At 71.1% G+C, this 13895-nt stretch carries 14 protein-coding genes; all 14 read right to left on the bottom strand.

Features of this window, described 5'->3' with window-relative positions:
- Nucleotides 1-10: 10 nt before the first annotated feature.
- Nucleotides 11-1231: a bifunctional phosphopantothenoylcysteine decarboxylase/phosphopantothenate--cysteine ligase CoaBC gene (gene coaBC / locus KV100_RS18770; RefSeq protein WP_220344654.1), complete on the bottom strand. Its 1221-nt coding sequence runs from the start codon at nucleotides 1229-1231 to the stop codon at nucleotides 11-13.
- A 22-nt stretch (nucleotides 1232-1253) separates the two neighbouring features.
- Nucleotides 1254-1547 carry a DNA-directed RNA polymerase subunit omega gene (gene rpoZ / locus KV100_RS18765; protein WP_220344653.1) on the bottom strand — a complete coding sequence of 98 codons (294 nt, stop codon included), beginning with the start codon at nucleotides 1545-1547 and terminating at the stop codon, nucleotides 1254-1256.
- A gap of 9 nt (nucleotides 1548-1556) precedes the next feature.
- Entirely contained in the window at nucleotides 1557-2189 is a 633-nt protein-coding gene (gmk, locus tag KV100_RS18760; RefSeq protein WP_220344652.1) for a guanylate kinase, read from the bottom strand.
- Complete coding sequence (mihF, locus tag KV100_RS18755) at nucleotides 2167-2487, bottom strand: integration host factor, actinobacterial type (RefSeq protein ID WP_220344651.1); 321 nt, start codon at nucleotides 2485-2487, stop codon at nucleotides 2167-2169. Before mihF ends, gmk begins: the two co-directional genes overlap by 23 nt.
- A 118-nt stretch (nucleotides 2488-2605) precedes the next feature.
- Entirely contained in the window at nucleotides 2606-3175 is a 570-nt protein-coding gene (locus tag KV100_RS18750; RefSeq protein WP_220344650.1) for a hypothetical protein, read from the bottom strand.
- Between the two features lie 106 nt (nucleotides 3176-3281).
- Nucleotides 3282-3647 carry a hypothetical protein gene (locus KV100_RS18745; protein ID WP_220344649.1) on the bottom strand — a complete coding sequence of 122 codons (366 nt, stop codon included), beginning with the start codon at nucleotides 3645-3647 and terminating at the stop codon, nucleotides 3282-3284.
- Between the two features lie 150 nt (nucleotides 3648-3797).
- Complete coding sequence (pyrF, locus tag KV100_RS18740; protein WP_220344648.1) at nucleotides 3798-4631, bottom strand: orotidine-5'-phosphate decarboxylase; 834 nt, start codon at nucleotides 4629-4631, stop codon at nucleotides 3798-3800.
- A complete protein-coding gene (locus KV100_RS18735) occupies nucleotides 4624-5574 on the bottom strand; it encodes a dihydroorotate dehydrogenase (RefSeq protein ID WP_220344647.1) in 951 nt (316 codons plus the stop codon). Before KV100_RS18735 ends, pyrF begins: the two co-directional genes overlap by 8 nt.
- Nucleotides 5571-6416 carry a dihydroorotate dehydrogenase electron transfer subunit gene (locus KV100_RS18730; protein WP_220344646.1) on the bottom strand — a complete coding sequence of 282 codons (846 nt, stop codon included), beginning with the start codon at nucleotides 6414-6416 and terminating at the stop codon, nucleotides 5571-5573. Before KV100_RS18730 ends, KV100_RS18735 begins: the two co-directional genes overlap by 4 nt.
- Nucleotides 6413-9751: a carbamoyl-phosphate synthase large subunit gene (carB, locus tag KV100_RS18725; RefSeq protein WP_220344645.1), complete on the bottom strand. Its 3339-nt coding sequence runs from the start codon at nucleotides 9749-9751 to the stop codon at nucleotides 6413-6415. Before carB ends, KV100_RS18730 begins: the two co-directional genes overlap by 4 nt.
- Entirely contained in the window at nucleotides 9752-10945 is a 1194-nt protein-coding gene (gene carA, locus KV100_RS18720; RefSeq protein ID WP_220344643.1) for a glutamine-hydrolyzing carbamoyl-phosphate synthase small subunit, read from the bottom strand. It abuts the gene before it with no gap.
- Nucleotides 10942-12243, bottom strand: a complete 1302-nt coding sequence (locus KV100_RS18715) for a dihydroorotase (RefSeq protein WP_220344641.1) — start codon at nucleotides 12241-12243, stop codon at nucleotides 10942-10944. The genes carA and KV100_RS18715 overlap by 4 nt, the downstream gene beginning before the upstream one ends.
- A complete protein-coding gene (locus KV100_RS18710) occupies nucleotides 12240-13235 on the bottom strand; it encodes an aspartate carbamoyltransferase catalytic subunit (RefSeq protein ID WP_220344639.1) in 996 nt (331 codons plus the stop codon). Before KV100_RS18710 ends, KV100_RS18715 begins: the two co-directional genes overlap by 4 nt.
- On the bottom strand, nucleotides 13232-13846 hold the full coding sequence (gene pyrR, locus KV100_RS18705; protein WP_301021942.1) for a bifunctional pyr operon transcriptional regulator/uracil phosphoribosyltransferase PyrR: 615 nt from the start codon (nucleotides 13844-13846) through the stop codon (nucleotides 13232-13234). The genes KV100_RS18710 and pyrR overlap by 4 nt, the downstream gene beginning before the upstream one ends.
- Nucleotides 13847-13895 lie beyond the last annotated feature (49 nt).

Below are 13895 nucleotides of genomic sequence, written 5' to 3'. Positions count from 1 at the left end.
CGGCGAACGATCAGCCGTTGTCCAGACGCTGGGCGACCGTGTCCCAGATCGCGTGGGCGACCGCGACCTTGGGGCCGTACGGGACCTCGGCGACGCTGCCGTCGCGGCCGAGGACGACGACCTCGTTGTCGGCACGGTCGAACGCCTTGCCTCCGCTCACGTCGTTGAGCACCAGGAAGTCGCAGCCCTTGCGTGCCAGCTTGGCCCGAGCGTGGTCGAGGACGCCCGCGCTGTCGTCCCCGGTCTCGGCGGCGAAGCCGACGATCAGCGGCGCGGCGGCGCCCGAGCGACGCTCGACGAGATCGCGGAGGATGTCGGGGTTCTGGACGAGCGTGACCTGCGGGACCGACCCGGCGTCGTCCTTCTTGATCTTGGTCGCGGCCACTGCGGCGGGACGGAAGTCGGCGGGCGCCGCGGCCATCACCACCACGTCGGCCGACCCAGCCCGCTCCAGCATCGCGTCGTGGAGCTCGGCGGTCGTCTCGACCCGGACGACGTCGACACCGGCCGGCACGGGGACCGACACGTTCGCGGCGACCAGCGTGACCTTCGCTCCTCGGGACACGGCGGCCTGGGCGATCGCGATGCCCTGGCGCCCGGAGGACCGGTTGCCGAGGTAGCGGACGGGGTCGAGGTATTCGCGGGTGCCTCCGGCACTGATCAGGACGCGCACGTCACCGAGGTCGTTCGTCCGCGCCTCGTCGCGCGCAAGGACGGCCAGTGCGGCCTCGACGACCTCGCCCGGGTCGGGGAGACGCCCTTTGCCGGTGTCCTTGCCGGTCAGTCGACCCACGGCGGGCTCGAGAACGATCACGCCGCGCGACCGCAGCGTGGCCACGTTGGCCTGGGTCGCCGCGTGCTCCCACATCTCTGTGTGCATCGCCGGTGCCATCACGACCGGGCACCGGGCGGTGAGCAAGGTGTTGGTCAGCAGGTCGTCGGCCAACCCGTGCGCGGCCTTGGCCAGCAGGTCGGCGGTCGCCGGTGCCACGACGACGAGGTCGGCGGACTGACCGATCGAGACGTGCGGGACCTCCGGCACGGACGTGAAAACGTCCGTGCTCACCGGCTGTCCCGACAGCGCCTCCCAGGTCGGGGCACCGACGAACTTCAGGGCCGCGGCCGTCGGCACCACGCGCACGCGGTGGCCGGACTCGCTGAACCTGCGCAGGATCTCCGCGCCCTTGTAGGCGGCGATGCCGCCGCCTACACCCAGGACGACGTTGCTCATGGGCTTCGACGCCGTCAGCAGGTCAGGCCTGCTTGGCGCCCTGCTCCTCGGCGTCGGGAGTCTCGGGCTCGGTCTTGAGCAGGCCACCGTCGATCTCGCGCAGCGCGATCGAGAGCGGCTTCTCCTGGACGTGGGTGTCGAGGAGCGGACCGACGTACTCGAGCAGGCCCTCGCCGAGCTGCGCGTAGTACGCGTTGATCTGGCGGGCGCGCTTGGCGCTCACCAGGACGAGCTCGTACTTGGAGCCCACCTTGCTGAGCAGGTCGTCGATGGGCGGGTAGGTGATGCCTTCAGGGGCAGCCTGGGTGCCGGACACGTGGTGGCCTCACAAGGGATTCGTGGGTGTTCCCCGGACGACGTCCGGGGGATTCTGGACCAATGCTACCAACTCGGCACAGGCGCGGCGGACGTCGGCGTTGACGATCGTCACGTCGAACTCCTTCTCCGCGGCGAGCTCCACCCTCGCGGTGGCCAGCCGACGCTCGCGCTCGGCCTCGTCCTCGGTCCCTCGTCCGACGAGGCGGCTGACCAGCTCCTCCCACGACGGCGGCGCGAGGAAGACGAACAACGCCTCGGGCATCGCCTCGCGCACCTGGCGCGCACCCTGGAGGTCGATCTCCAGCAGGGCGGGCGTGCCGGCGGCGAGGTGCTCGTCGACGGGAATCCGGGGTGTCCCGTAGCGGTGGTTGCCATGGACGACCGCCCACTCGAGCATCTGCCCGTCGTCGACCAGCCGGTCGAACTCGGCCGGGGTCACGAAGTGGTAGTGGACCCCGTCGACCTCTCCGGGCCGTGGAGGTCGCGTCGTGGCCGACACCGAGATCCAGATGTCAGGATGCTCGGCGCGCACGCACGCCGCCACCGTGCCCTTGCCGACAGCGGTCGGTCCTGCCAGCACGACGAGCCGGGCAGCGCCCGAGGCGGGGGGCACGGACTCAGCCACGGTTGGCGAACTCATGCTCCAGAGCAGCGATCTGCTTGACGCCCAGTCCGCGCACGCGCCGCGAGTCGGCGATGCCGATCCGCTCCATCATCTGGCGAGCACGCACCTTGCCCAGGCCGGGCATCGACTGCAGCAGGTCGTAGACCTTCATCTTGCCGACGACGTCGTTGGTCTGGCCGTCCTCCAGCACCTCCGAGAGCGAGGCACCCGAGTGCTTGAGGCGATTCTTGATCTCGGCGCGCTCACGGCGCGCGGCCGCCGCCTTCTCGAGCGCGGCCTGGCGCTGCTCAGGCGTGAGCGAAGGAAGGGCCAACGTGGGTCACCTCGTGGGTCGGGTCGATTCAGTGAACTTAGCCAGGGTTTCCGCAGGGCGGCAACACGAAGTCGCCCACCGCGTCGCGGGTCGGCGACAGCCTAGTAGGCCGCGCTGGTCACGACGCGGAGAGGTCGACCCGGCACATGCGCTTCACCTGCGCCTCGACCGCCGCACGGGTCTTCGGGACGCGGCTCTGACGCTGCACGGCCTTCCGGACGGCGACCCGTTGCTGCGCCGAGAGCTCGGCGGTGACGGAGGCGTCGGCAAGGTCCTCCATGCGCAAACCCGCTCGTGCGATGCCTCGCTGAAGGTCGACCAGGCTCTTGTGGAGCACGCCCCAGCGAGGCGCGACACGCCGTGGCGATGCATCGCGGACCGCAGCGACCGCCGCCACGGTCTCGCTCAGCGCGTCGTCGGTGGGGTAACCGTCACGACCGATGCCGGTGAGACGGTCGCGATGGGCGACCACGACGTCGCAGTACGGCGAGGTGACAGGGCGCGGCGTCGGCGACGCCGTCGCGGACGGGGTCGCCGACGCCGTGGCCGGAGCGTCTCCGCTCGCCGAGGCCTCGTCACCGGCCGCGGCGGCAGGCATGTCCTGGTCGCGGTCCTCGCCGCCGCTGCACCCGGCGAGACCGACGACGAGAAGGACAGCGACGACGGTGGGAAGCGTGCGACGGGACATGCGGGGGGCCCTCCTCAACGACACCGGACACGAGGTGACACCAGAGGTGCACCCCGAGGTCCCAGCACCTTAGCCCGCGATCGGGGTCCCCGAGAAGGGACCCGAGCTAGCTGGTGCTCTCGTTCAGGTCGATGTCGCAGTCGGCCTTGACCTGCTTCTCGAGGTCCTTGCCGGCCTTCTCCAGCTTGGCGGAGTCGACGTCGGCGACATCGCCCTTCTGCACGGCCTCGTACGAGGTGATCAGGATGTCCCAGTTCTCCTTGGTCTTGCCCGAGGCCTCGTCGCGAACCTTCTTGAGGCTGTCTACCGCGGCCTTGATGTCGCCCTGTCCCGTGACGCCGTTGATCGACTTCGCGGCGGACCGTACGGAGTCGCAGTAGGCCTCGTTGGTGTCCTTGTCGTCGCCACCGCATCCGGCCAGGGTGGCGACGGCCAGCGTGGCGCTCGCGATGGCGAAGGTGAGACGGCGCATGGAAGCTCCTTGTCGTGCGGCCGCTCGGCGACCTGGTGGGGCGTACGTATCCGCGATCGCGGGGTACGAGCGCAGCGACCGGGAGAGGGGACGTCGCCGCACGGCGAGTGCCACCTTAGCCGCCGTCGAAGTCCTGGGCGAGGGCCCTGGTCAACCGAGCTGGTCGCGCACCGCGCGTGCCGCACCCCGCAGGGCGGACACGTCGGGACCCGCGGCGAGGATGCCGCGGGAGCTGGCGGGCAGCACGTGCTCCCACACGTGCCCGAAGAGCCGTCGCAGGTCGGCGACGGTCCCGCCCTGCGCTCCGAAGCCCGGGATCAGGAGAGGGCCGCCGATCGCCACGTCCTCGGTCAGGTCACCCACCGTGGCGCCCACGACGGCACCGTACGAGCCCTGCGGCTGCGCCCCGGCGTTGCGGTCTCGGAGGTGGCCCAGCATCCGTCCGGCGACGGTCTGCTCCCCCACACGGGCGTGCTGCACCTCGGGCCCCTCCGGGTTGGAGGTCAGTGCCAGGACGAACACCCCTCCCCCGTGCCGCTCGGCTGCGCTGAGGAACGGCTCGAGGGACCCGAAGCCGAGGTACGGCGACACCGTGACCGCGTCGACACGCATCGGCGAGGCCGGATCGAGGTACGCGTCGGCGTACGCAGCAGCCGTCGAGCCGATGTCTCCGCGCTTGACGTCGAGCAGGACGAGGAGCCCTGCCTCGCGCGCGGTCTGGATCGTCTGCTCGAGGACCGCGACACCAGCAGCGCCATGCCGCTCGAAGAACGCCGACTGCGGCTTGACGACAGCCACCTCGCCGGACATCGCCTCGACGACGGTCGACGCGAACCGCTCGAGTCCAGCGACATCGTCGGAGAGCCCCCAGTCCGCGAGCAGCGACGCGTGCGGGTCGATGCCGACGCACAGTGGGCCGTACTCCCCCACCGCCTCGCTCAGCCGTGCGCCGAACGACCTCGTCGCGTGCGCTGTCTCAGCCATGCGCGGCTCCTCTGACCTCGTCGAGCGATCGGATCCCCCGCCGCGCGAGCTCGTCGCGCAGCTCGCGCACGATGCGGGCAGGGGCGCTGGGGTCGTTGAAGATGACGGTCCCGACCTGCACGGCGAGCGCCCCGGCGAGCACGAACTCGAGCGCGTCGAACCCCGTGCGGATGCCGCCGACGCCGATGATCGGCAGGTCGGGCAGCGCCTTTCGGATCTGCCAGACCGCGCGGACCGCGACCGGACGGACCGCCGGACCGCTCAGGCCACCGGTGACACCGCCGAGCCGAGGGCGCAGCGTGTCGGGGTCCATCGAGAGACCGAGCAGAGTGTTGATCACGGTGACGCCGTCGGCTCCGGCGTCGGAGACGGCTCCCGCGATCGCGGCGATGTCGGTGACGTCGGGCGTCAGCTTGGCGAACACCGGGATGTCGGCGGGGATGTGCGGGCGGACCTCCTCGACCACCCGGTACGAGGAGTCAGGGTCGCAGGCGAAGACGAGTCCGCGGTTCTCGACGTTGGGGCAGGAGATGTTGACCTCGATGGCCGCGACGCCGGGGGCCTGGCCGACCCGCCGGGCCAGCTCGACGTAGTCGTCCGGCTTGTCCCCCGCGATCGAGACGATCGCTCGAGCGCCCCGCTGGACCAGCCAGGGGAGGTCGCGGGCCAGGAACGCGTCGATCCCGGGTCCCTGGAGGCCGATCGAGTTGAGCATCCCTGACGGCGTCTCGACCATCCGCGGCGTCGGGCGACCCGACCGCGGGTTGAGCATGATCGATTTGGTGACGACCGCACCCAGCGCCGCGACGTCGAAGAACTGGTCGAGCTCACGACCGGCGGCGGCGCAGCCCGAGGCGGTCATCACCGGGTTCGGAAGCGTCACACCGCACAGGTCGACCGAGAGATCGACCTCCTCGGGCGCGATGGCAGCCGTCGTCGTCATCGCGGACCTCCCAGCGTCCCCGGCGGGATGGTCCCGACGGCGTCCCACAGGACCCGGTCGCCCCGGAAGACGGGGCCTTCGACGCAGCTGCGGACCATACGGACGATGCCGTCCTCTCCCTCGACGGGCAGCACGCAGGTCATGCAGACCCCGATGCCGCACGCCATCGACTCCTCGACGGCGCACTGGCTCCAGGCGCCGTTGTCCTCGGCGACCTCGGACACCGCTCGCAGCATCCCCATCGGGCCGCAGGCGTAGACCACCGCGGCGTCGGTGTCGTCGACGAGGGTGGCGAGGACGTCGGTCACCCGGCCTCGGGTGCCGGTCGACCCGTCCTCGGTGGTCACGTGCACGCTGCTCGCGACCTTGTTGGCCTCCAGCAGCCCGAAGAGGCGCGGGGTCGTGGCGGCACCGAGCACGAGGTGCGCCGCGCAGCCGCGCTCGCGCAGCGTGGTCGCGAGCGAGAACATCGGTGCGGAGCCGTACCCGCCGCCGACGAGCACGCAGGAGACCGGCTCCTTCGGCAGCGCGAACGGTCGGCCGACCGGCCCGACGACGTCGATCGGGTCGCCCGGTGCGAGATCGGCCATCCAGCGGGTGCCCTTGCCGTGCTCGGCGAAGACGATCTCGACGGTCTCGCCGTGGCGTCCGGTCGTCGACGTGCGATAGATCGAGAACGCCCGCCGCAGGAGCATCGCACTGTCGGCTCCTCCGACGGCCAGCGCGACGAAGTGACCGGGGCGCGTGTGCGCCGCGATGCCCTCGGCGGCGATGACGAGGTGGTGGTAGTCGCCGACCAGGGTGCGCGACACCACCGTCCCCTGGGCCTGCGTCGCGCTCACGAGTCGTCCCGCGCGGGAGTCGACCGCGGGCGTACGGCCTCGGCCCACGACTGCAGCGAACGCACTCCGACGCCGCCCTCGCGAGCCGCCTCGATGCCCTGCACCGCGGCGGCGAGACCCTGCACCGTCGTGATGCACGGCACGCCGGCAGCGATCGCCGCCGTACGGATCTCGTAGCCGTCGACGCGCGGGCTGCCTCCCGAGGTCGTCCCGTGCGGGGTGTTGACGACGAGACCGACCTCTCCGGAGGTGATCAGATCCACCAACCGTCGGCCGTCGTTCGTGGCCGAGGACTCGCTGAGCTTGCGGACCACGGTCGCGGTGACGCCGTTGCGGCGCAGCACCTCGGCCGTGCCGGACGTGGCCACGATCTCGAAGCCGAGGTCGGCCAGCCGCTTGATCGGGAAGATCATGTGGCGCTTGTCGCGGTTGGCGACCGAGACGAAGACCTTGCCCGAGGTCGGCAGCCCTTCCTGGGCTCCGGCCTGAGCCTTGGCGAACGCGGTGCCGAAGAGCGCGTCGATCCCCATCACCTCGCCGGTCGAGCGCATCTCGGGGCCGAGCAGGGTGTCGACGGACATGCCCTCGAGGGTGCGGAACCGGTTGAAGGGCATCACCGCCTCCTTGACCGCGACGGGGGCGTCCGGGCCGACGTCGGCCCCGTCTCCCTCCGCCGGCAGGACGCCGGCGGCACGCAGGTCGGCGATCGACTCCCCCAGCATCAGTCGAGCGGCTGCCTTCGCCAACGGGACGCCGGTCGCCTTCGAGACGAACGGGACGGTCCGCGAGGCGCGCGGGTTCGCCTCGAGGACGTAGAGCACGTCCGAGCTCAGGGCGAACTGGATGTTGATGAGTCCGCGGACCCCGACGCCCTCGGCGATGGCCCGGGTCGACACCCGGATCTTGGCGAGGTCCTCGGCGCCGAGCGTGATCGGCGGGAGCGCGCACGAGGAGTCGCCCGAGTGGATCCCGGCCTCCTCGATGTGCTCCATGACGCCGCCGAGGAAGAGGTCGGTCCCGTCGAAGAGCGCGTCCACGTCGATCTCGACGGCGTCGTCGAGGAACCGGTCGACCAGGACGGGGTGCTCGGGCGAGATCTCGGTCGACCGCGCGATGTAGTCGGCGAGCGTCGGCTCGTCGTACACGATCTCCATGCCGCGCCCGCCCAGGACGTAGGACGGCCGGACCAGCACCGGGTAGCCGATCTCGTCGGCGACCTTCTTGGCCCCGGGGAACGAGGTCGCCGTGCCGTGCTTGGGTGCGGGGAGGTTCGCGTCGGCCAGCACCCGCCCGAACGCCCCGCGGTGCTCGGCCAGGTCGATGGCCGCCGGCGACGTCCCGACGATCGGGACGCCCTCGCGCTCCAGCGCCGCAGCGAGCCCGAGCGGGGTCTGGCCCCCCAGCTGCACGATGACGCCGACGACCGGGCCGGCCTGGCGCTCGGCGTGGATGACCTCGAGCACGTCCTCGAGCGACAGCGGCTCGAAGTAGAGCCGGTCGGAGGTGTCGTAGTCGGTCGAGACGGTCTCCGGGTTGCAGTTGACCATCACGGTCTCGTAGCCGATCTCCGACAGCGCGAGCGCCGCATGGACGCACGAGTAGTCGAACTCGATCCCCTGCCCGATGCGGTTGGGTCCGGAGCCGAGGATCAGCACCGCCGGACGCTCGCGCGGCTCCACCTCGGTCTCCTCGTCGTACGACGAGTAGTGGTAGGGCGTCCGGGCGGCGAACTCGGCGGCGCAGGTGTCGACCGTCTTGTAGACGGGGCGGATCCCCAGCGCGTGCCGCACGCCCCGCACGACGTCGGCACTCATGCCGCGGATCTTGCCGATCTGGTCGTCCGAGAACCCGTGCCGCTTGGCCTTGCGCAGCAGACCGGGCGTGAGCTCGTCGGCGGCCGTCACCTCGGCGGCGACCTCGTTGATGAGCGCGAGCTGGTCGAGGAACCAGGGGTCGATCCTGGTCGCCTCGAAGAGCTCGTCGGGCGTCGCGCCGGCACGGATCGCGTCCATCACCTTCTTGAGCCGGCCGTCGTGAGGGACGGCGATCTCGGCGAGCAGCGCGTCCTTGTCCAGGTCGACCCACTCGCGGCGCCAGTCGAAGGCGGCGTTGGGCCGCTCCAGCGAGCGCAGGGCCTTCTGGAGCGCCTCGGTGAAGCTGCGGCCGATCGCCATCGCCTCACCGACCGACTTCATGTGGGTCGTCAGGCGCTCGTCGGCGGACGGGAACTTCTCGAACGCAAATCGCGGCACCTTGACGACCACGTAGTCGAGCGTCGGCTCGAAGCTCGCCGGCGTCTCCCGCGTGATGTCGTTGGGGATCTCGTCGAGCGTGTAGCCGATCGCGAGCTTGGCGGCGATCTTGGCGATGGGGAAGCCGGTCGCCTTCGACGCGAGGGCGCTCGAGCGGGAGACCCGCGGGTTCATCTCGATGACGACGATGCGTCCGTCTGCGGGGTTCACCGCGAACTGGATGTTGCACCCGCCGGTCTCGACTCCGACCTCGCGGATCACGCCGATCGCGATGTCGCGCAGCCGCTGGAACTCGCGGTCGGTCAGTGTCATCGCCGGCGCGACCGTGATCGAGTCGCCGGTGTGGACGCCCATCGGGTCGAGGTTCTCGATCGAGCACACGATGACGACGTTGTCGGCCCTGTCGCGCATCACCTCCAGCTCGTACTCCTTCCAGCCGAGGATCGACTCCTCCAGGAGGACCTCGGTGGTCGGGCTCGCGGCGAGGCCCGCACCGGCGATGCGGTGGAGATCCTCCTCGTCGTGGGCGATGCCCGAGCCGACACCACCCATCGTGTACGACGGCCGGACGACGACGGGATAGCCGAGGGTCTCGACGGCCTCCAGGCACTCGTCCATCGTGTGGCAGATGAGCGAGCGGGCGACCTCTGCGGCCCAGGCCTCCGGCAGTCCCTCGACGATCGCCTTGAACAACTCGCGGTTCTCGCCCTTCTCGATCGCCTCCACCGAGGCCCCGATCAGCTCGACGCCGTACTTCTCGAGCACACCGGCGGCGTCCAGCGCCATCGCGGTGTTGAGCGCGGTCTGGCCACCGAGGGTCGCGAGCAATGCGTCGGGCCGCTCCTGGGCGATCACCCGCTCGACGAACTCCGGGGTGATGGGCTCGACGTAGGTGGCGTCGGCGAACTCGGGGTCGGTCATGATCGTCGCCGGGTTGGAGTTGACCAGCACGACCCGCAGGCCCTCGCTGCGCAGCACCCGGCACGCCTGCGTGCCGGAGTAGTCGAACTCGCAGGCCTGCCCGATCACGATCGGGCCGGACCCGATGACCAGGACGGAGGAGATGTCGTCACGGCGGGGCATTCAGCGCACCGTCCCTTCTGTGCTGCGGGTCCGGCGCGCCGTCATCAGCTCGGTGAACCGGTCGAACAGGTGCTCGGCGTCGTGCGGGCCGGCGGCGGCCTCGGGGTGGTACTGGACGCTGAACGCGACCAGGTCGCCGTCGTCGTCGCGGACCTCGAGGCCTTCGACGACGTCGTCGTTGAGGCACACGTGGCTCACGGCGGCGTCGCCGAAGGGCGTCGCCACGGTGTCGCCCAGGTCGGTCGGCCACGCGACCGCGAACCCGTGGTTGTGCGCGGTGATCTCGACCCTGCCGGTGGTGCGGTCCATCACCGGCTGGTTGATGCCCCGGTGCCCGTAGGTGAGCTTGAACGTCTCCAGCCCGAGTGCTCGGCCCAGCATCTGGTTGCCGAAGCAGATCCCGAAGAACGGCGTGCGCTCGCGCAGCACGTCCTGGAGCAGCGACACGGCGTCGGTGGTCGCGGCGGGGTCGCCCGGCCCGTTGGAGAAGAAGACGCCGTCGGCTCCGGTGGCACGGACCTGCTCCAGCGTTGCGTCGGCCGGCAGGACGTGCACCTCGATCCCGCGCTCGGCCATCCGGTGCGGCGTCATCGCCTTGATGCCGAGGTCGACCGCGGCGACCGTCAGCCGCTTCTCGCCGACCGCGGGCACGACGTACGGCTCCGACGTCGTCACCTCGCCGGCGAGATCGGCGCCGGCCATCGACGGGGACTCCCGCACCACGGCGAGCAGCGCGTCGGCGTCCTCGGAGACCGAGCTGATCCCGACCCGCATGGCGCCCCGCTCACGGAGGTGACGGGTCAAGGCTCGGGTGTCGACACCGCTGATGCCGACGATCCCCTGCTCGACGAGGTCGTCCTCGAGGGTCGCGGTGGCGCGCCAGCTGCTCGCGACCCGCGCGGGCTCGCGGACGACGTAGCCCGCGACCCAGATCCGGTCCGACTCGGCGTCCTCGGTGTTGACCCCGGTGTTGCCGATGTGCGGCGCCGTCATCACGACAACCTGCCGCCGGTAGGAGGGGTCGGTCAGCGTCTCCTGGTATCCGGTCATCCCGGTGGAGAACACCGCCTCTCCCACGGTCTGGCCGAGCGCACCGTACGACTCCCCGCGGAAGACGCGGCCGTCCTCGAGCACCAGGATCGCCGGCGTGCGGGTGGCACGGGTGGTGGTGGTGGCGGTGGCGGTGGCGTTCATGCGGCCACCTCCTCGACCACGGCGCCGTGGAGGACGGTGGGCCGCCCTCGGAGGAAGGTCGCGACCACGCGGCCCGGCAGCTCCATGCCTCGGTACGGCGTGTTGCGCGAGCGCGACACCGAGTCGGAGGGCTCGACGACGCGGGTGGCACGCGGGTCGTACAGCACGACGTTGGCCGGCTCCCCCACGGCGATCGGACGACCGTGGGTGGCGACGCGACCGATCCTCGCGGGCGCGGTCGACATGCGCTCGGCGACGCCGGCCCAGTCGAGGAGCCCGGTGTCGACCATCGCGTGCTGGACGACCGACAGCGCGGTCTCGAGGCCGGTCATGCCGAACGCGGCCGCCGCCCACTCGCAGTCCTTGTCCTCGCTCGGGTGCGGCGCGTGGTCGGTGGCGACGATGTCGATCACACCCTCGGCCAGCGCTTCGCGCAGCGCCTCGACGTCGTCGGCCGCGCGCAGCGGCGGGTTGACCTTGTAGATCGGGTCGTACGTCGCCGCCAGCTGGTCGGTCAGCAGCAGGTGGTGCGGGGTCACCTCGGCGGTCACGTCGATCCCGCGGGACTTCGCCCAGCGGACGATCTCGACCGATCCGCGGGTCGAGAGGTGGCAGACGTGCAGACGGGAGCCGACGTGCTCGGCGAGCAGGACGTCACGCGCGATGATCGCCTCCTCGGCGACCGCGGGCCAGCCGGTGAGGCCGAGGACACCCGAGAGCTCGCCCTCGTTCATCTGCGCGCCCTCGGTGAGGCGCGGCTCCTGGGCGTGCTGCGCGATGACGCCGTCGAAGGCCTTGACGTACTCGAGCGCCCGGCGCATCAGCACCGCGTCCGAGACGCACTTGCCGTCGTCGGAGAAGACCCGGACGTGAGCGGCCGAGTCGGCCATCGCGCCGAGCTCGGCGAGTGTGGATCCGCCGAGCCCCACGGTGACCGCACCGACGGGCGCGACGTCGCAGAAGCCGTGCTCACGCCCGAGCCGCCAGACCTGCTCGACGACGCCGGCGGTGTCGGCGACGGGGTCGGTGTTGGCCATGGCGTGGACCAGGGTGAAGCCGCCGACCGCGGCGGCTCGCGTCCCGGTCTCGACGGTCTCGGCGTCCTCGCGGCCTGGCTCGCGCAGGTGGGTGTGGAGATCGACCAGGCCGGGGAGCGCGATCAGGCCGTCGGCGTCGAGGACCTCGGCGTCTCCCGTGTCGAGGTCGCGACCGATCTCGGAGATGACGCCGTCCACGATGCGCAGGTCGGTGACCTCGTCACCGAGGAGGTTCGCGTTGCGGATCACGTAGGCGGTCATGCCTGCCCTTCTGTCTGGTCGGAGAGAACGCCGCCGGCGTCGCCGGGGGTCGGCTCGGGGGTGCGGGCGCCGCTGAGCAGCAGGTAGAGCGCCGCCATGCGGACGGCGACCCCGTTGGTCACCTGCTCCACGATCACCGAGCGCGTGGAGTCGGCGACGTCGGCGCTGATCTCCATGCCGCGGTTCATCGGGCCGGGGTGCATGACGATCGCGTCGTCGGGCATCTTCGCCATCCGCTTGCTGTCGAGTCCGTAGCGCCGGCTGTACTCGCGGGCGCTCGGGAAGTAGGCCGCATTCATGCGCTCGTGCTGGACGCGCAGCATCATGACCGCGTCGGACTTGGCGAGGACCGGGTCGAGGTCGTACGAGGTCTCGACCGGCCACGACGCCACGCCGTACGGCATCAGTGTCGGCGGGGCGACGAGAGTGACCTCGGCGCCGAGCGTGCTGAGCAGGAGAGCGTTGGACCGCGCGACCCGGCTGTGCAGGACGTCACCGACGATCGCCACCCGCCGGCCCTCGAGGGTGCGGTCGCCGGCGGGCGCCAGGTGCCGGCGCATCGTGAACGCGTCGAGGAGCGCCTGCGTCGGGTGCTCGTGCGAGCCGTCTCCGGCGTTGAGGATGGCCGAGTCGATCCAGCCGGCGCGGGCCAGCCGCGCGGGCGCACCGGAGGCGCCGTGGCGGATCACGACCGCGTCCGCGCCCATCGCCTGCAGGGTCAGCGCCGTGTCCTTCAGGCTCTCGCCCTTGGACACGCTCGATCCCTTGGCGGCGAAGTTGATCACGTCGGCGGAGAGCCTCTTGGCGGCGGCCTCGAAGGAGATCCGGGTGCGGGTCGAGTCCTCGAAGAAGAGGTTGACGACCGTCCGGCCGCGCAACGTCGGCAGCTTCTTGATGGGTCGCTCGGCGACGCTCAGCATCTCCTCGGCGGTGTCGAGGAGAAGGACGGCCTCGTCGCGGGAGAGGTCACCGGTGGAGAGGAGGTGCCTCATCGGGTGCCTGCCCCGGGTGCGACCTGGCGCGCGGAGACGATCCGGACCTCGTCGCGCTCATCGAGGCCGGACACGGCGACCTTGACCTGCTCGGCGAGGGAGGTGGGGAGATTCTTGCCGACGAAGTCGGCGCGGATGGGGAGCTCTCGGTGGCCGCGGTCGACCAGGACCGCGAGCTGGACGGCCCGGGGCCGGCCGAGGTCGTTGAGGGCATCGAGGGCGGCGCGGATGGTGCGGCCGGAGAACAGGACGTCGTCGACGAGGACGACGACCCGGTCGTCGAGATCGACGGGGATGTCAGTCTTCTCCAGCGCGCGGGCGGGCTTCATCCGCAGGTCGTCGCGATACATCGTGATGTCGAGCGAGCCGTACGGGACGGGGTGCCCGTCGACCTCGCTCATCCGCTCGGCGACACGGCGGCCGAGCTCGACCCCACGCGTCGGGATGCCCAGGACGACCACGCGGGACGAGCCGCGGTTCTTCTCGATGATCTCGTGGGTGATCCGGGTCAGCGCCCGGGAGATGTCACCGGCGTCGAGGACCACGGTCGAGGTGCCGCCCGCAGGATCCGAGGATGCTGGGGACGTGGAATCAGGGGTGTGCGCAGACACCGGCTGACCTCCTTCTCCGCCTCACGGGACGGTGGTTAAAGGATGTCTT

Origin of the sequence: Mumia sp. zg.B21 (assembly GCF_019550855.1) — a bacterium.
Classification (GTDB): Bacteria; Actinomycetota; Actinomycetes; order Propionibacteriales; family Nocardioidaceae; genus Mumia.
Note: the sequence above shows the minus strand (reverse complement) of the source record. Positions and strands in the feature narration are given on the sequence as shown.